Annotated in this window: 14 protein-coding genes; all 14 read left to right on the top strand. The window is 24.2% G+C overall.

What is annotated here, in order from left to right:
- Positions 1–14: 14 nt before the first annotated feature.
- The 14 genes from AACH12_RS06855 (at position 15) to AACH12_RS06920 (ending at position 18,199) form a co-directional block, all read left to right on the top strand.
- Positions 15–590 carry a Pvc16 family protein gene (locus tag AACH12_RS06855; RefSeq protein WP_338537317.1) on the top strand — a complete coding sequence of 192 codons (576 nt, stop codon included), beginning with the start codon at positions 15–17 and terminating at the stop codon, positions 588–590.
- Positions 587–1,360, top strand: a complete 774-nt coding sequence (locus AACH12_RS06860) for a hypothetical protein (RefSeq protein WP_338534694.1) — start codon at positions 587–589, stop codon at positions 1,358–1,360. The genes AACH12_RS06855 and AACH12_RS06860 overlap by 4 nt, the downstream gene beginning before the upstream one ends.
- Positions 1,361–1,412: 52 nt before the next feature.
- The gene (locus tag AACH12_RS06865; RefSeq protein WP_338534695.1) at positions 1,413–3,137 is read left to right on the top strand and encodes a phage tail sheath family protein; all 1,725 of its coding nucleotides are present in this window, start codon (positions 1,413–1,415) and stop codon (positions 3,135–3,137) included.
- Between the two features lie 16 nt (positions 3,138–3,153).
- Positions 3,154–3,582, top strand: a complete 429-nt coding sequence (locus tag AACH12_RS06870; RefSeq protein ID WP_338534696.1) for a phage tail protein — start codon at positions 3,154–3,156, stop codon at positions 3,580–3,582.
- A 99-nt stretch (positions 3,583–3,681) separates the two neighbouring features.
- Positions 3,682–4,059, top strand: coding sequence for a phage tail assembly protein (locus AACH12_RS06875; RefSeq protein WP_338534697.1), 378 nt, complete (start codon positions 3,682–3,684; stop codon positions 4,057–4,059).
- Complete coding sequence (locus AACH12_RS06880; RefSeq protein WP_338537353.1) at positions 4,053–4,241, top strand: DUF6760 family protein; 189 nt, start codon at positions 4,053–4,055, stop codon at positions 4,239–4,241. The genes AACH12_RS06875 and AACH12_RS06880 overlap by 7 nt, the downstream gene beginning before the upstream one ends.
- A 34-nt stretch (positions 4,242–4,275) precedes the next feature.
- Positions 4,276–4,734: a phage tail protein gene (locus tag AACH12_RS06885; RefSeq protein WP_338534698.1), complete on the top strand. Its 459-nt coding sequence runs from the start codon at positions 4,276–4,278 to the stop codon at positions 4,732–4,734.
- Between the two features lie 20 nt (positions 4,735–4,754).
- Positions 4,755–10,334 (top strand): RNA polymerase beta'' subunit family protein, encoded by a 5,580-nt coding sequence (locus tag AACH12_RS06890; RefSeq protein ID WP_338534699.1) that lies wholly within the window; start codon positions 4,755–4,757, stop codon positions 10,332–10,334.
- Positions 10,335–11,000 (top strand): CIS tube protein, encoded by a 666-nt coding sequence (locus tag AACH12_RS06895; protein ID WP_338534700.1) that lies wholly within the window; start codon positions 10,335–10,337, stop codon positions 10,998–11,000.
- Positions 11,001–11,004: 4 nt separating this feature from the next.
- A complete protein-coding gene (locus tag AACH12_RS06900; RefSeq protein WP_338534701.1) occupies positions 11,005–12,105 on the top strand; it encodes a phage late control D family protein in 1,101 nt (366 codons plus the stop codon).
- Positions 12,102–12,830 carry a phage baseplate assembly protein V gene (locus AACH12_RS06905; RefSeq protein WP_338534702.1) on the top strand — a complete coding sequence of 243 codons (729 nt, stop codon included), beginning with the start codon at positions 12,102–12,104 and terminating at the stop codon, positions 12,828–12,830. Before AACH12_RS06900 ends, AACH12_RS06905 begins: the two co-directional genes overlap by 4 nt.
- A 17-nt stretch (positions 12,831–12,847) precedes the next feature.
- Positions 12,848–13,255, top strand: coding sequence for a GPW/gp25 family protein (locus tag AACH12_RS06910; RefSeq protein ID WP_338534703.1), 408 nt, complete (start codon positions 12,848–12,850; stop codon positions 13,253–13,255).
- Positions 13,256–13,264: 9 nt separating this feature from the next.
- Entirely contained in the window at positions 13,265–16,114 is a 2,850-nt protein-coding gene (locus AACH12_RS06915) for a hypothetical protein (protein ID WP_338534704.1), read from the top strand.
- Positions 16,115–16,135: 21 nt separating this feature from the next.
- The gene (locus AACH12_RS06920; RefSeq protein WP_338534705.1) at positions 16,136–18,199 is read left to right on the top strand and encodes a baseplate J/gp47 family protein; all 2,064 of its coding nucleotides are present in this window, start codon (positions 16,136–16,138) and stop codon (positions 18,197–18,199) included.
- Positions 18,200–18,214 lie beyond the last annotated feature (15 nt).

The following is an 18,214-nucleotide window of genomic DNA, read 5'->3' on the forward strand; positions in this document are numbered from 1 at the left end:
TAGAGGTGATGTAAATGAGTTACACAGCTATTGCAGATGTGAGCCAAAGTTTAACGAAATTATTTAGAAATACACTTTCTCCTGAACCAATTAAAAAAAAGGAAAATATAGGTCTCTGTTCACCTGCTGAAAAAGGTGATTTTCAACTTTCATTATATTTATACAATATCGAAGAAAGTGGAGAATTTAGACAAAATATTATGATAGAAATGAATGATGGTTCTCAAAAGTATCCACCAAAAGTATTTTACTTATATTATTTGCTTACTGCATATTCTACAGCTGATATAAAATCTAAAGCACTTGATGAACATAAAATACTTGGAAAAGCAATTCAGATACTCCATGACAATCAAATACTATCTGGATCAATGCTTGAAGGACAGTTAAGAAATACTGATCAAGAAATAAGAATTGAAACAAAAAATTTATCTTATGATGAAATGATGAGAATATGGCATTTCAACGATATACCATATTCCTTATCTGTGGCTTATAAAGTTGGACCTATTTATATTGAATCTACTAAGTTTAAAAAACCTCCTAGAGTTATTAAAAGTAGTATAAAAATCTTAAGGAGTGATAAATGATGGTAAACAACGATATAAATATTGTTAAAAACGTTGATTTTGTTTTGAAATTGATTGATGACTATGATTTAAGTAAACCAAAAGGAAAATTAGTGTTTGTTTTAAATGATAGAGTTGTAATTCCAATTGTTAAAAATTCTGGTACTTATATATTCGTTAATTTAGAATTAAATAGTCAAGTAAATATACTATATATTAAATCTGATTACTATTTTAGTAGAGAGATAATTATAAGTTTGAATTTTAATGCATTATTTGATATGAGTGTGCTTAAATTGAAACCAAAATATATTTATCCATACTTTAAAAAAGGAACTATAATAAAATTTACAACATTTAATAAACACAAGGAAACAGTTGCATCGAGTATATGTTCGTATATTGATGACAAGAATAATTATGATGCAAGAATTATTGACAATGTTAATGGAAAATTTCTTATTAAGGGAGCGTATGAAGAATATTTGTTCGGAAATAAATATATTACCCAAAAAGAAAAATTGATTGAATCTAATGTTATTTCTTTGTATGAAAAGGGTATATATATCATTAGTACGGCTGATTCAAAGTTATTAGATATTGGAGACAAATTGTATAATGCTACATTTACTACTACAGATGAAAATGGAAATGGAGTTGTATATTTTAATAATTTTATTAAAAATAAAATTAATATTAATATAGTTTTAAAATCATTTGATTTAATTAAGGAGGTGAGTATGCAAATAGAAGAAAACAAAATTTATAATTTAGGTTCATTATACTTTTAGAAAGGAGGGAGAGGTTTCGTAATATACATAAATTTATGAAGCCGAAAATAATATGCCAGAATATTTATCGCCAGGAGTTTACATTGAAGAATTTGAAAGTGGTGGAGTGCCTGTAGCTGGGGTTTCAACAAGTACAGCTGGTTTTTTAGGATTAGCACAAAGAGGAGAAGCTGAAGGATTACCAGAATTAGTTACTAGTTTTGCTGACTTTCAAAGAAAATTTGGTGGATATTTGCCAGAGAATCAATTTGGAGAATATAGATTCTTATCTTACTCTGTAGAACATTTTTTTATAAATGGTGGAAGCAGATGTTATGTAATGCGTGCTACGCCTGATGACGCAAAATCTTCAGTGAATGAAGTATATGATTTCATTAAATTTAATGCTAAAAATCAAGGGTCATGGGGAGACAGAATTAGAATATTAATTGTACCAAGTAGTAAAGCTAAAACTCAAATTTTTGAAGATTTTGAAAACGGACAATATAAGCTTAAAAGTTCAATTGGTTTTAATGAAGGAGACATTGTAGAATTTATTGACGGTGAAGTAAAACAAATTAATAAAGTTATAATGGTACAAGATAATCTTGTCACTTTTGAGAAGCCATTTGAAGGAGAAGTAATTGATAGTGAAATTCTGCCTACTAAATTGCTTTATACAAAAGAAATTAATATTCAGATATCATATGGTGATGAAGTAGAGAACTATGAAAAAGCCTCTTTAAATATTTCAAAGTCAAATTTTATTGAAAAACTATTAAAGAAATCAAATTTAATTGAAGTTAAAGTAGATAGTGATTTCATAAAAGACACAGTTACACCGTTTTTGAAATTTGCAGGTGAAAAACCTGATAGAGAAAAAGTTTGGATTGATTTAACAGATGGTAGCGATGGAAGTCTTGATAAATTAAGCCCTGCTAATTTTATAGGATCAGATAATGGCCCTGGTAAAAGAAGTGGTATAAAATCGTTTATTGATAATGATGATGTATCTATCATGTTAGTCCCCGGAGTTACAGATCCATCAGTTCAATTAGATTTAATAGCACATTGTGAAAATAAGGCAAATCGATTTGCAATAATTGATATTCCTAAAGAAATTAAGAAAGTAAATGATTTAAAACAATGGAGAAATATGTTTGATTCAAGTTATGCTGCTGCATATCATCCGTGGGTAAAAGTATTTGACCCTGTGGATAAAACAAATATTTTTATTCCTCCTTCAGGTTCTGTTGCTGGTATATATTCGAGAAGCGATAATACTAGAGGTGTACATAAAGCCCCTGCAAATGAGGTTGTAAGATCATGTACTTCATTAGATTGTCAGTATTCTAAAGGCGAACAGGATATATTAAACCCTATTGGAATTAATCTTATTAGAGCTTTTACAGGACAAGGTATTAGAATTTGGGGAGCAAGAACCTTGAGTTCTAATGCACAATGGAGATATATAAACGTTAGAAGATTATTTATTTTTATAGAGGAATCTGTAAAAAGAAGTACTGATTGGGTTGTATTTGAACCTAATGATGCAGAATTATGGGCAAGGGTTAAAAGAAGTCTTGATAACTTCTTAACTGGAGTTTGGAGAGATGGTGCACTTGTAGGCAGTAGTCCATCAGATGCCTTCTTTGTAAAAATTGATAATACAACAATGACACAAGATGATATAGATAATGGAAAATTAATCTGTATTATTGGAGTATCGCCTGTCAAACCAGCAGAATTTGTTATATTTAGATTTACTCAATTTACTGCTGAAGCTAGTGGTGAATAAAAAAGGAGGGAAATAAATGGCTGAAAGAAAAGATCCAATAAGAAATTTTAGATTTAAAGTTTCAGTAGGTGGAGCGGAAGCAGGATTTAATGAAGTAAGTGGATTTGATATTTCAATTGATGTCATAGAGTATAGAGAGGGTGACGATAAAACAACACCAAATAAATTATCAGGTTTATCTAAGTATTCTAATATTACACTTAAACATGGTGTTACAGATTCTATGGATTTATATAACTGGATTAAAGATTGCGTCGAAGGTAAAATCGAAAAGAAAGTTATAACTGTTGTTGCACTTGGTGAAGATGCAACTGCACTAGCTACATGGGAAATCGTAGAAGCATGGCCTGTTAAGTATACTGCGCCTGATTTTAATGGTACCGGTTCAGAAGTTGCAATTGAGTCTATGGAAATTGCACATGAAGGATTAAAAAGAACAGCATAGTTTATAAAAACATTAGCTTGAACTTAAATTTTAATATTTTTAATTTACTTCAAGCTAATGTTTATTTTAATAAAGATTAATAATAAAAGGAGATATATTATGGCATTTCAAACAATTTTCGAATTTACTTTACCAAGAGGATATATAGATAAAAAAGGTAATTTACACAAAATTGGTAAAATGAGATTAGCAACCGCTTCGGATGAAATAGCACCACTTAGAGATCCTCGTGTTGTACAAAATCCAAACTATCTTACTATTATTCTTCTATCGAAAGTCATAACTGAATTAGGTGATTTAGAAAATATAGACACTTCAGTTATTGAAAATCTATTTACTGCAGATCTTGGATATTTACAAGAATTATATAATAGAATAAATCAATATGCAGATGCAAGTATTGATTTTAAGTGTCCTCATTGTGAAAAAGATATTGAGGTTGATATGAATTTTTTGGGGGAGAACATAAACTGGTAAAATATCCTGAAAAAAAACTTTATGAAGAAATGTCTTTTATTTCTTATTACTATCATTGGTCATATGAAGAGGTTATGAATCTTGAACATAAGGAAAGGAAAAAATGGTGTAGTGAAATATCAAAGATTAACCGTAAAGTAAATGGAGATGAAAGCAAAAAAAATATTTTCGATGTTTTTTGATTTTACTAGTAGTATGTAAAAATTGAGGTGTGTTATGGCAGGAAAAGAAGATAATTTGTATGGTAAAGATACTAGTAAAAGAAAAGTTGGGTTAAATTTTAATTTTGGATTAGAAATTGATGGAATGGTTGAAATTAGTTTTATGAAGGTAAGTGGAATATCTTCTGAAGTTGAATTTCTAACCTATAATGAAGGTGGTGTTAACGACTACGAACATCATATTCCTACAAAAGTAAAATATTCAAATATTGTTCTAGAAAAAGGCGTTACAAAATCTGATGTGTTATTTAAGTGGTTCAAAAGAATTCAAGCTGGCATAATAGAAAAAAAGAATTTTTCTGTAATACTATGGAACAATGAATTTAAAGTTATTAAAAGATGGAATTTTATTGAAGGCTATCCAGTTAAATGGTCATTATCAAACTTTGAAGCTCTTGGAAATGGAGTGTCAATTGAAAGTATTGAATTTACACATAATGGATTCAATACATAACAGCTTAAAGGGGAATTTTTATGATAAAATTTATTCAAAAAATAGATGAATCTAAATTTGAATTGAATATTACAGCAAAAAAAATTTCTAAGATATCTATTATAGATATTTCTGTACCTTTTATAGCTAAGTCATTTAATGGATACGTTATTCTAGATTATTTAGTGAACAATAATAGTGAAGAAGAAGGTGTTATTACAAATTCAATTGATCAAACTACGAATATATATAATAATACCTTAATACAAAATATGTACTATGAAGAAAAATTTGATATTCTAAAATTCAAAAAAAAAAATAAAAATATAAAGTTAAATAACTTTGAATATACAGATGAAAATTTTTTTTATAATTTTTTAAATAGAACTTTATTTAATGACACTTTATGTAGATATACTTTAAATAACAATTTGTTAAATAAAGTTATGTTGAATGACATTTATAATGATAATGAATTTAGAAGTAATAATATAATAAGTAGTGAAATATCAAATGAAACCAGAGCTTTTTTAAATAATAATCATAGTGAAATTAATAGCAAAACAGATAAGACAAATATTGATAAAATTAATAATATTAAATTATATTTTGAAAATTATAAAACATATAAAAAACTAGCTAAAAAAATATCTATGTATAATTATATAAAAAAAGAAACTCTTAAAAGGTCAAATAGAGAACAATATGATAGTAATAAATATATTGAAAATATAAGTAGTGATCTTTTTGAAAATAAAAATTTCGATAATTTTGTAAGCAAAAATTCTAAACTTAATATTGATAATAATCTAAATAGTTATCATAAAAAGTTTTCAATCTCTTCAAATATAAAAACTGAACTATCAAAAAAAAATAATTATTTGCACAAAGCAAAATTTAATTCAATAAACAAAATTTCTAATAATATTTTAACAATTAATAGTAAAAAATATAACGATACATTGTATTTAAAATCAGTAATGAATAACAAAGTTTTAGATAATAAAGTTTTGAGTGATAATACAATTTTACAGAAAAAAATCACAAGTAATAGGTTCGAAAGTCATAGTGAAACAAGAAATAATATAATAAAGAATAATGCTAAAAAATTTGTGAATATTGATGAATCAGTACATAGTAATAACAATTTATTAACAGGCGATTATAGTAAAAAAAATAATGAATTCTCTGAAAGCAATTTAAATGAATTTAACAATAATTATAGTATAAGAAAAAGTTTATTAATTACTAACGAAGATGACTTGATCAGTTTTAATAATAATGATATTAAAACTATTAATAGCATGCAAAATGAAAGCAAAAATATATTTAATTCAAATACGAGTTCAAATAATTTTAAGTCATACATTAAGCTAAATGAAGATGTAATTACTGAAAACTCAAATGTGTTTAATGCCAAAATGAGTTCAAATAATTTTAAGTCATACATTAAACTAAATGAAGATGTAATTACTGAAAACTCAAATGTGTTTAATGCCAAAATGAGTTCAAATAATTTTAAGTCTTACATTAAGCCAAATGAAGATGTAATTACTGAAAACTCAAATGTGTTTAATTCAAATACGAGTTCAAATAATTTTAAGTCATACATTAAGCTAAATGAAGATGTAATTACTGAAAACTCAAATGTGTTTAATGCCAAAATGAGTTCAAATAATTTTAAGTCATACATTAAACTAAATGAAGATGTAATTACTGAAAACTCAAATGTGTTTAATGCTAAAATAAGGTCAAATAATTTTACAAGTGATAGTAAGTCAAAAGACTTTATATTGAATGAAAGAAATTTATATGAAATAAAACATAAATTTAATTATTTCGATGAAATAAACTTTAATGAATCAAATTATAAATATGACAAATTGAAGTTTGCATATGTGACTACAATAAAATCGTTTATTTCTTCTAAAAATAACAGTAATGTTTTAGAAGAAGAAAATAAAAATGAAAATATTAATACTAATACGAACTTGTTTACTAATAATAATAGATTGAGCTATCTTGCAATTAAAATTAATAACAATAATGATTACAAAAATGACAAGTATAATCGCTCACATATGATTAATTTGATCTCTACTAATGTAAGCTCTAATAATAATATAGTTTACAAAATTAATGAAAATGATAATAAATATAAAAATAATTTATCTTATTCAAGTTTGTACTTTCGAAAAAACATTAAAAAAAATAGTCAATATAATACTCCCGATTATAATAGTATTTTAACAAATATTATTATAAATAATTCAAGCAATTTAAATAATACACCTAATTACCATTTGAAAAAAACTTCAAAACAAATGCATAATTTGAAATTTGTTAGTACTAATAATTTGTTTTTGGAAAAAATCAGTAACAAGAATCCAACTGTCAACACTGAAAATACTAATATAAATAATTTAAGCAGCAATATAAAACACAATACTATTAATAATTTTGTGAATATATTGCCTAGAAATTATAATATTAAAAATAGTAAAAATTATGCATTAGACGACCACGCCATCAATATTGAGAATAAATTATCTGCATATACTCATAATTTAGAATTTCTTATTAAAAGAACAAAATTTTATGATGCTAATAAATCACCCATTATAAAAAATGATTTTTTTTCTAATGCTAATAGTAATAAAAATATAATAACAAGCTTAAATAGAAATGATTTAAAAGTTAATAAAAATATCAATTTATATCCAAGTAACTATCTGTTGATGGAAAAATCATTTAACAACTTATCAAATTTTGAAATTGCTGATTTTTTTGAGAATAAAAATCACACTGAGAATACTGAAAATAAATTTGAAATTAAAAAAGATATAAAACTTTTATTAAGTAGCATCAGTTTTAAAAATTCAGAGTTTACGAACAATAACTATAGGCAGTTGAATAATAATACTCTAATTAAAGAAAACACGAGTAGTAAACTATATAATAATTCAATTCTTAATAAATTTTATATGAATAATAATTTAGAGTTATTAGGTTCATTCTGGTACAAAAATATAATCAATAATTATTTAGAAAATTATATTTATTCAAAAATTAACAGCAATAATAATGCTGTTGAAAATAGTAGTTCAGATATAATAACTAATTTATTTCATAAAATCACAAAATTGAATAATCAAATTAATTTTGAAGACAATGAATATATTTCAAATTCTTCGACTATATATGATGTATTTAACTTAAGAAAAAATTCTATAAATAAAACAAAAATGGCTAATATTGATAAAATAATAAACAAAAAAGAAGTAAAATATGATTTGTTTAATAATTTTTCTAAAAATAATTTTATTACTGAAATACAAAATCCTAGTAGAAACAATAAATTGAATTTTAGTGATATGTATTTTAACTATTTATTAAAGAAATCCAATTATAAAAAAAAGAATTACATTTCAATTAATTCCAATAATTTATTTGAAGATTTAGAACTAAAGTACTATTTTGATAATGATACAGTTTACAAGAAAACAGAAAATGTAAAAAATTTAGAGTTGCTTGATGAAATATTTAATGTGGCCATTTTAGTTAATAAAAATCCAATTTACGATAATATGCCTACTGATGATACAGTATATAATGATCTAACAAAAAATAGTGCAAGCAAGAAAAATCTATTATCAAATACTTTAACTTACAGTACCTTTTTAATAAATGATGTGAGGAAATATGGAATTAAAAGTCATAACTGGTTTTTGCAACAAAGTAAATTTATAAATAATAATAATGAGGTAACAACTACTAATTTTAAGAATTTAGATTTATTAAAAGAACATGATAAATATAAAGAAGTACAACATATACATGATTATGGAGTTGAAAGTTATAACTTAATATTAAATAACTTTATTAATAGTACTCTTTTAATGAGTAACAAAATTAATATTTTGAGTAAATCAATATCTAGTAAGAAAAATAATTTATTTGAATTAATGACAGACTCGACATATAATAATATTTTTTCAAATAATACTAATGTTAGTAGCCTAAATAAGGATAATAAAATTGCACTAAATCTATCTCAAGAAAGTTATAACGAATATAGTATTAGAAAATCAAATCTCAATACGGAAGCAAAAATTGAGACGTTGAATTTTTTGAATCAAAAGAAATTTTTAATTAATAGAAATGATATAGTAACTAATAATTTTAACAATTTAGATTTATTGAAAGAAACTGATAAATTTAAAGAAGTTCAACATTTACACGAATATGGTGTTGAAAGTTATAATTTATTATTAAATGACTATAAATTAAATAAATTTACTAATAGTAATTCATTAATGTGTGGCAAGATTAATATTCTGGATGAATTGAAATTCACTACAAAAAATAATTTGTTTGATTTAATGTCAGATTCAACATACAATAGTAATTTTTTAAATAGTACTAATACTAGTAGAGTTAACAAGGTTAATAATATCGCATTAAATCTAGCTCTAGAAAATTTTAATGAGTATAATATTAGAAAATCATATTTCAGTACAGATTCTAAAATATCTTTATTAAATTTTTTGCAACAAAGTAAATTTTTAAATAGTAATCATGAGATATCAACTAATAGTAATAACTCATCATATGCGAACATGTATTTTAATAATAATGATGTAAATAACAATTACATTTCAAAAGAACTAATTGATTATATTGATAAATCTAATATATTGGAATACAAAAGAAAGTTAGAAAATTTAAAAATTAATAAAACTAAATTAATTAATTACAAAGTATCCAATAGCTTATTGCAATTTAGACCATTGGAAACATCTCATAATAGTAACTTGATGAAAATAAAAAATAAGTTTGATTTAATTATGCTAAATAGTGATGAGTATAATATTAGTAATAAGTATAAATATAAATATAGTAATAAATATAAAAATAGTAAATCAGAACATATATATTCTAAAGATAAGGGTGAAATTATTAATATAAATAATGCTATTAAAACTGAGAATAATATTAACATAAAAAGTAATAATAAATATAATTTGCACAATAATAATAATAATGAAAGTAAAAGTATAATAGAAAATGAAATTGCTAATGGTATTTTCATGAATAATAAATATATCGAAAGAATTATTAGCAAGAATAAACTTATACAAAACAGAAATGATAACTTTAATATATTTTCAAAATCTAATTATAGTAATCTAACTAACAAAAAATTAGAATTACTCTCTATATTAAAACTAAATAATGTAGAGACTAGTACTATGGTAACTAATGTTAAATCGAATTTAAGTGATTTAAATTCACATTTACAATTTAATTATTCAAATATCACAAATCTTGATAATCATAACGATTATGATATCGTTTATGAAGATAAAAATTATAAAAATTCATTAGATAATAATACAATTATTTATAAGAGTAAGGAAATAGATAATACAAATATGCAATCAAAATTAGAGAAGACTATGGTTGAAATAGAAGAAATTAAAAAAGCATTGGAAGATAAAGATTTTAAAGAAAAAAATAAAAGAATAGAGAAAGTAGATTTAAATAAATTGTCAGATGATCTTTTGAGACAATTTAACACTAAGTTAAAAAGAGAAAGACAAAGAAAAGGAATGATATAATTGGCTAAAAAAAATAAAAACAATAAAGCAAAAATATTAGTTCTTGATAAAAACAAAAAAGTAACAAAAACGTTGAGCGTATTATATAATCCAAACAAGTACACAATATCAAAAAGTAATAGATTTAACACAGAAAAAATAAATAATGAAGATGATCCTATTTTACAATATGCAAGTGGTGATGCGACAAAACTCTCAATGGAGTTATTCTTTGATACTTGGCATTTAAAAGATACAAAATCTAAAAAAATCGAAGATGTTAGAATTCATACAGAAGAAATAAGAAGATTACTATATATCGATTCTGATTTACACAAACCTCCATTATGTAAAGTTGTTTGGGGTAGCTTAGTTTTTACTGGGTATTTAACAGATCTTACAGAAGTATATACTATGTTTTCAAGTAGCGGAGTTCCAGTTAGAGCGAATTTGACGGTGGCGTTCTTGGGTCATAAAACTTTAAAAGAACAATTACAAAGAGCTTCTAAACAATCGGCTGATAGAACTAAAGAAAGAATTTTACAAGAAGGAGATCAACTTTGGAATCTCTCTTATGAAGAATATGATGACCAATCTAGTTGGAGAAGCATTGCAAAAGCAAATAGTATAGATAATCCGAGGAAATTAAAAACTGGGAAAAGAATAATTATACCTTCATTGGAGTGAGCATATGACTGCATTTAAAATTGATAAAACAAAATATGATTTTATGAAATTATTGAAAAAATATGGTGATATGGGTGCTCCTGCTTTTAAAGTATTAATTGACGGAACTGATATTGTTTTAAAAGAATATATGGCTATAACAAAAATAACGGTTGAAACAAACATTGATAAAGCTGATTTTGTCCAGTTTATTGTTTCTAATGCTTATGAAGTTGATAAATCATCATTTAAATGGACGGATAAATATTTTCTGCCTGGAAAAAAGGTAGAAATCAAACTAGGATATGTAGATAAATTTGAAACTGTATTTATAGGTGTAATTACATCTGCAACTTTCTCAATTGGTGAAAATTCAACCCCGAATATAATTGTTGGATGTATGGATAAATCTTTTTTAATGATGAAAGGCAAAAAATATAAACTCTGGACTAAAATGAGTTACTCAGAAGTAGTAAGTAAAATTGCTGGAAACTATAAATTGACTGCGAATGTAGATAAAACTGAATTGAAATATGAGACAATAATTCAAAATTTCCAAACTGATTACGAGTTTATTATGGGTTTATCTAAAAGAAGCATAAGAGAATTTTTTGTTAGTGGGGATTATTTATATTTTATTGATAAATATAGTAGTAGTGCGTCAATAATAACTTTAGGAATAGGAACTGATTTAGTTGAATTTGAATATACTATGGATATTGGTGAACAATTAACGTCTGTTGAAGTCAATGGTTATAATAATAATAAAGAAGTTTTAAAATACGTTGCTAAAGACATAAAAAAAATAGGTAGTGGAAAAAACACGGGAATTTCTTTATTAAAAAAAATAGATAGTGGAAATGCTTCATATATATTATCGGATTATGTAACTACAAAAAAAGAAGCTGAAACATTTGCAAAAAGCATTTTATATAATCAATCAATGAAATTCATATCATCTCATGCTAAATTACTTGGAATACCAGAATTAAGAGCTGGGCGCTATATTAAGGTTGAAGGTATGTGGAATGCAAAAGAAGTTTTATTTTATATAAAATCTTGTACTCATGAGTTCGATTATGATGGATATGTTACTTTGCTTGATATGGAGGGTAATTCAATATGAATTTTGAAGGATTAGATTTAAATTACAAAATTGAAAACAAAAATAGGTTTTATGGAGTAACTATTGGTGAGGTTACAAATAATCAAGATCCTACTAAACTTGGAAGAGTAAAAATTAAAATTCATGATAAATTTGGAGATTTAGAAACTGATTGGGCAAGAATAACTAGTTCATATACTGGAAAAGATAGAGGGCTTTTGATATTACCTGAAGTTGGAGATGAAGTTTTAGTAGTATTTAGAGATGGTGATATGAGAGAACCTTATGTTATTGGAAGTTTATGGAATCAAAAAGAGCTTCCGCCTGAAAAAAATGAAAATGGAAAAAATAATATTAAAATATTGAAAACAAGAAAAGGGCATACAATTACAATTGATGATGATGATAAAGCAGGATTCATTGAAATTAAAACAGAAAATGGGACAAGTGTTTTACTTGATAATAAAGATAAAGGGAAAATTAAAATTTTCGATAAAGGGAAAAAAGCGACTGCTGAATTTGATGGTAATTCAGGAGATGTTAAAATAAGTGGCAATAATAAACTTACAATCGATTCAAAATCTTCTAAAATTATTGTAGATGGTACAAAAAATGAAATAACGATTACTTCATCAGCTAAAATTGGAGTGAAAGCAGCACAAATCGAATTAAAGGCAAGTGGTACATTAGATATTAAATCTGGTGGAATTGTTAATATCAAAGGTACATTAGTTAAAATTAACTAATAAAGGTTGGTGAATTAATGGATAGTTCTTTTTTAGGTACTGGTTGGAAATTTCCTATAGAAGTTGACTCCACGACAGGTAGAATAAAATCTTCTTCATTTGAAGAGGATATAAGAGAATCAATATTTATAATTTTAGGCACAAGAAAAGGTGAAAGGATAATGCGTCCAGAGTTTGGATCAAATATTAATAAATATATATTTGATATTCCAGATACGACAACTATTACATTAATTACTCAGGAAATAAAAGACTCATTACAAGAATGGGAGCCTAGAATAACAGATGTTGAGGTAAATATAAAAACAGACGAGATCGAAAATGAAAAACTATTGATTGATATTAGATATAAAGTAAGAAGAACTAATAATTTATTTAACCTAGTGTATCCTTTTTATATAAGTGAAGGTACAAAACTCGAATAAGGTGATAATATGAAATACCCAAAATTTTATAATATATCAAAAAATGAAATAAAAAGTACTTTAAAAAAGAGAGTTATCTCTTATACGCCTGAATGGAAATTGAATTTTGAAACACCTGATCCTGGTGCAATACTGACCAACATATTTTTAAATCAAACCATTGAAACAATTGATTTATTAAATGCAAGTGTAAAAAATTATTACTATTCTTTTTTGAACTTTATAAATCCATCTGCTCTTTTTGCGATTCCTTCTAAGGTGAAAGTTGTATTTGAATCAAGTGTTGGAGTTAATAAAATGGTAGTAATTCCAAAAGGTACATCTTTAGAAAGTTCTTCATCCTTAGGAGCTGCTAGTTTTTTTACAAGCGAAGAATTGTGTATTTATCCAATAACAATATCTAACGTATATTTTCTAAATACCAAATTAAATACAATTGTAAAATCAAAAATAGAAAATTACTATTTTTCTGGTAGTAGCCTTAACTTAAATGAAAATATATTATTCTTCAAGAGCACTATATTTAATGACTTAATAAACGAAGCAAGCTTTAAACTAATATTAAATGATAAACAATTTTCTGAACAATTAGTAGAATATTTGCTATCAAATAGTGTTTCTTTTGAATTTCTAACTAACACTAAATGGATGGAATTTTCTAGTGTTAAGTTTACTGGTACATATTTTGAGTTAAAGAAAGACAAGGACTATTTAATTGATAAAAATGAAAGTTCGAATTTCAGAATTAAGATAAATAAAATAGATAAAGTCTTAAGTGAATTCTCGATAAAGAATCCATTAATTAATTTAATTACTTATAATTTTTCAAATAGTATTAGTAGTTTTGCTACAAATACTGTGAGTAAAATAAATGATAATGAAAATATTAAACCATTCGAGGAAAACTTTCAAAGATTTGATGAGTTTTTAATAGTTTCAAATTCTGTATTAAGTAAAAATGGATCAATTATTAATATTGACTTTGATTTAGAATTCAACGATTTCATTATAAATACTGATGAAAGTAAGATTGACTGGAAAATTGTAATGAAAAAATCTGAATTTGAAAAACTTAAAATACCTTTAATTACTATATTTGAAGTAGATTGGCTTTATTTTAACGGAACGTCTTGGAAAGAACTAGAAATAGATAAAAATTATAAAAAGATATTTAACGCAAATTTAAATTTAACACATATAAATTTTGATTTTATATGCCCAATTGACCTAAAAGCAAATTATGAAGATGATATAGAAGTTTATGCTATAAAAATAAAAATCAAAAAAATTGAAAACGAATTTAAAACTTACGGCATTTATAAAAGTCCTATAATTAAAAACATTCATCTGGCTTTTAATTATACAAAAGATGTAAAATTCAATAATATTTTTGAGTATAACAGACTAGAGTACTTAGAACATTTTGCAAATGTTTATTCGAATTCTAAAGAAATAACAATTTTTAAAAATGAATTCACTGAAAACAATAGTATTTATTTAGAAATAGATAAAACAATTGAAATTGGTACTTTGAATTTATTGATAGTATTTAAAAAAAGCAATTATTCTATAAATTCAAAAAAAATTAAAATTGTTTCTAAAAATTTTAATGTACAAAACAAAAATTCGAATAGTATAGAATTTTTAGATGGAACTTTTAATTTATCAGGAACTGGAATAATAAAATTATTTATTAAAGAGAAAATAATTCCAACTAAATTATTTAATATAGAAGCATCTTGGATTGAAATTACAACAGATAATTTAGACTTTGATAATATTAAAGGAATTTATTTTAATTCTGTTGAGGCAAATCAGCTTAGCTATGAAAATAATATAATACTAGATACACTTTTAGAACAATCTGAATATTTTATAGACTATGAAAATATTGTTGATATAGAAGTTTTAGTAGAAAATAAAAAATGGAAACGTACCAATACCTTTTTAGATAAAAATTCTGATGATTGTGTTTATTGTTTTGATCCAATTTCAAAACAATTAACATTTGGAAACGGTTTTTTAGGAAAAAAAGCTCCATATGGAGAATATGGTTTAATAAAATTAAATATTTCTATAACCAATGGTACAGGGGGAATAATTAAACCTTTTGAAATAACATCACCAACATTTCCAATTGCATATATAAATAAAGTTTTTAATCCTATAAGTTCTTATGGTGGAACTGATATAGAAGATGAAAGTGAATTGATTACAAGAACCGCTCAAGATATAAAAAGTAAAAATAGGGTACTTAGTATAAGAGATTATGAACATTTTTTAATAACAAGTTTTGATGAACTAAAGGATGTTAAATGCTTAATAAATAGAGATAGAAATTTAAAAAAGGTGTTAGGGAATTTTACTTTTGCTTTGATATCTAAAAGTCCTTATAAGTACAAAATAAGCGATACATTAAAAAACGAGATATTATCAAGTTTATACAATGTTTTGCCTGCAACTATCAATAAGGAGAATATTGATTTAATAGACACAGATATTTTAGAAATTAAATATAGTTTAATAGTATATTGTGATAATGAAAATATATCAACAGATTCAATAAAAAATGCTATTAACGAATATCTAAATATTGATATTGGAAATTTTAATAAAGGTTGGAAAATAAACGAATTACCAAAAATTGATGGTTTATTACTATTCTTAAATGAAAAATTTATAAATGTTTATATAAATATTTTTAAGGAAGAATTTGTTTTGATAAAAAACAATTATACTATTGAACTTAATAGAAAAAAACTAGAAAGTAATTATATGTTTATTATAAAACACGGTAAACACAATATAATGAAATCTAATGAAAAAGTAAAGAATAATAGTTCATTTAATAGCATATGATTAATTTAAAAGAGGTATATTATGATACATTTAGAAAATTTAGATAGCAAAAATTTTTATAAAATTTTAGAAGAAGCAAGAAATCATATTCATAAATATAATAATGAATGGACTGATGAAAATTATCATGATCCTGGAATTACTATAATAGAATTATTGTCTTGGATTACGGAAATGCAGCGCTATTATTTAAATAATGTTACAAAAATTTCTGAAAATAAATTACTTTCATTATTAAGTGTAAAAAACAATAAAAAATTTATTTCATATGGTTCAGTTGAAATTACTCCAATTCAACAATCATTATTTATTCCAAAAGGTCTAAAACTAGTAGCTGAAGATAAAATTTTTGAGACAAGTAAAAGTTTTTTTGCAATAAAAAATAATATTACAGATATTTTTCACTATAATTTTAAAAATAAAACATATATTGATTTATCAGAATATTTAACTAAATTCGAATTGGGCTATAAACCATTAGGCAAAAAAATTACTAAGAAAAATGAATTCATAATAAAATTTCATGATGAATTACCAGTCGATAAGACTCTAAATATTAGCTTTGTGATAAAAGAAGATTATAAAATAAGATTGGATAATTGTGCTTCTAATAAATTTGGCATTAAGTATAAATTTATTGCAAAAGAAAATTATAAAAATGATTATGAGTCTGTTTCTAATGTTGAAATAATAGAAGATACAACTTTAGGATTCAAAAAAAGTGGAATTATTTCATTTAAAATTAATAAAAGCGATAAAAAAAAATATAAAGAATTAGTCATTGAAGTATTAGAGAATTATGAGTTCTTACCTTTGATAATTTATCAGATTCAACTTAATAAGGTAGAAGCAATAAATAAGAATACTATAATTAAAGACTTTTATTCAAAAAAAGGATACTTAGAAATTAACGATTACATTTTTAAAATAGGTATTAAATTTTTTCAAATTTTGGATAGTACCGGTTGGTTAGACGCACCAGAAGAGGATTTTATTATTAAAAATTTAGATGATCACTTTTTAATTAACCATATTCAAAATAAAGATTTCAGAATAATACTTTATGATGAAATGTATATAACTACATCTAAAATAGGCAAATCAACAGCACTTCCATATCAAAAAATTAGGGTAAATTTAAAAAATATAATAAATTCAGAATTAATTATTTCGTGTCCAAAACTTAAGAATAAAAGTTGTTATTGGGAAGATTACAAATATGTTGATACACTTCTTGAATCATCAAATAGAGACAAAGTTTTTACTCTCGATTATGAAGAAAATGAATTAATTTTTGGTAACAATGAATATGGAATAATTCCAGAAGAAAATGGAATAGATATTATGGCTACTAATATGGTTAAATCAAATTTCGAAAAAGGCAATGTAAAAGCTAATAAAATACTTTCAACGTCAAATAAGAGTTTTAATGAGCTAATAAAAATCAAAAACTCAAATGATTTTGTTGGTGGATTAGCGTTAGGTAACTATGATAATTTAAAAATTGATTTTTTAAAAGAATATATAAATATTGATATTGCAATAACATTAGATGATTATGAGAAAACAATTATGAGATATCCTGAAACTAGAATTTTGTATTGTAAAGCAGAAAATAGTTATAAGGGTTCAAACACGTTAAGTTTGACTGTTGTACCTTATACTGGGGCTAAATTTCCCAAAATATCTGTTAACCTTATTAATGAACTTAAAATTTATTTAGAAGATTTTAGTATAGTTAATACAAATGTTGAGATTATTGATTCACCTTATATTGAAGTAAAATTTAGTATAAGTATTTTATTAAACAATCAAAATTCTTTTGATAAAACAAAACTTTACGAAGCAATATATAATTTGTTTAATCCAATTCAAAATTATAATGTTAACACATCGTATAAACTTGGGTATTTACCAACAATATATGATGTACTTCAACTCACCAAACAATTTGAAGGTATTTCACTAGTAAAAAATATTAATATACTTCCAATTGGAAAAGGTGTTGAAAAATCTTTAGAATATAATGCTATACCAAGTAATAGTGTTATATTTTGTAAAACTATTAATATATATGTTGAGTAAATGAATATGGAAGTA

The sequence above is a fragment of the Helicovermis profundi genome (assembly GCF_033097505.1).
Classification (GTDB): Bacteria; Bacillota; Clostridia; order Peptostreptococcales; family Acidaminobacteraceae; genus Helicovermis; species Helicovermis profundi.

Coding starts and splice junctions, on each gene's coding strand:
- AACH12_RS06910 (WP_338534703.1), top strand. CDS start 12,848: ATGGATAGTTCTTTTTTAGGTACTGGTTGGAAATTTCCTATAGAAGTT.
- AACH12_RS06900 (WP_338534701.1), top strand. CDS start 11,005: ATGACTGCATTTAAAATTGATAAAACAAAATATGATTTTATGAAATTA.
- AACH12_RS06905 (WP_338534702.1), top strand. CDS start 12,102: ATGAATTTTGAAGGATTAGATTTAAATTACAAAATTGAAAACAAAAAT.
- AACH12_RS06865 (WP_338534695.1), top strand. CDS start 1,413: ATGCCAGAATATTTATCGCCAGGAGTTTACATTGAAGAATTTGAAAGT.
- AACH12_RS06920 (WP_338534705.1), top strand. CDS start 16,136: ATGATACATTTAGAAAATTTAGATAGCAAAAATTTTTATAAAATTTTA.
- AACH12_RS06875 (WP_338534697.1), top strand. CDS start 3,682: ATGGCATTTCAAACAATTTTCGAATTTACTTTACCAAGAGGATATATA.
- AACH12_RS06870 (WP_338534696.1), top strand. CDS start 3,154: ATGGCTGAAAGAAAAGATCCAATAAGAAATTTTAGATTTAAAGTTTCA.
- AACH12_RS06860 (WP_338534694.1), top strand. CDS start 587: ATGATGGTAAACAACGATATAAATATTGTTAAAAACGTTGATTTTGTT.
- AACH12_RS06915 (WP_338534704.1), top strand. CDS start 13,265: ATGAAATACCCAAAATTTTATAATATATCAAAAAATGAAATAAAAAGT.
- AACH12_RS06890 (WP_338534699.1), top strand. CDS start 4,755: ATGATAAAATTTATTCAAAAAATAGATGAATCTAAATTTGAATTGAAT.
- AACH12_RS06885 (WP_338534698.1), top strand. CDS start 4,276: ATGGCAGGAAAAGAAGATAATTTGTATGGTAAAGATACTAGTAAAAGA.
- AACH12_RS06855 (WP_338537317.1), top strand. CDS start 15: ATGAGTTACACAGCTATTGCAGATGTGAGCCAAAGTTTAACGAAATTA.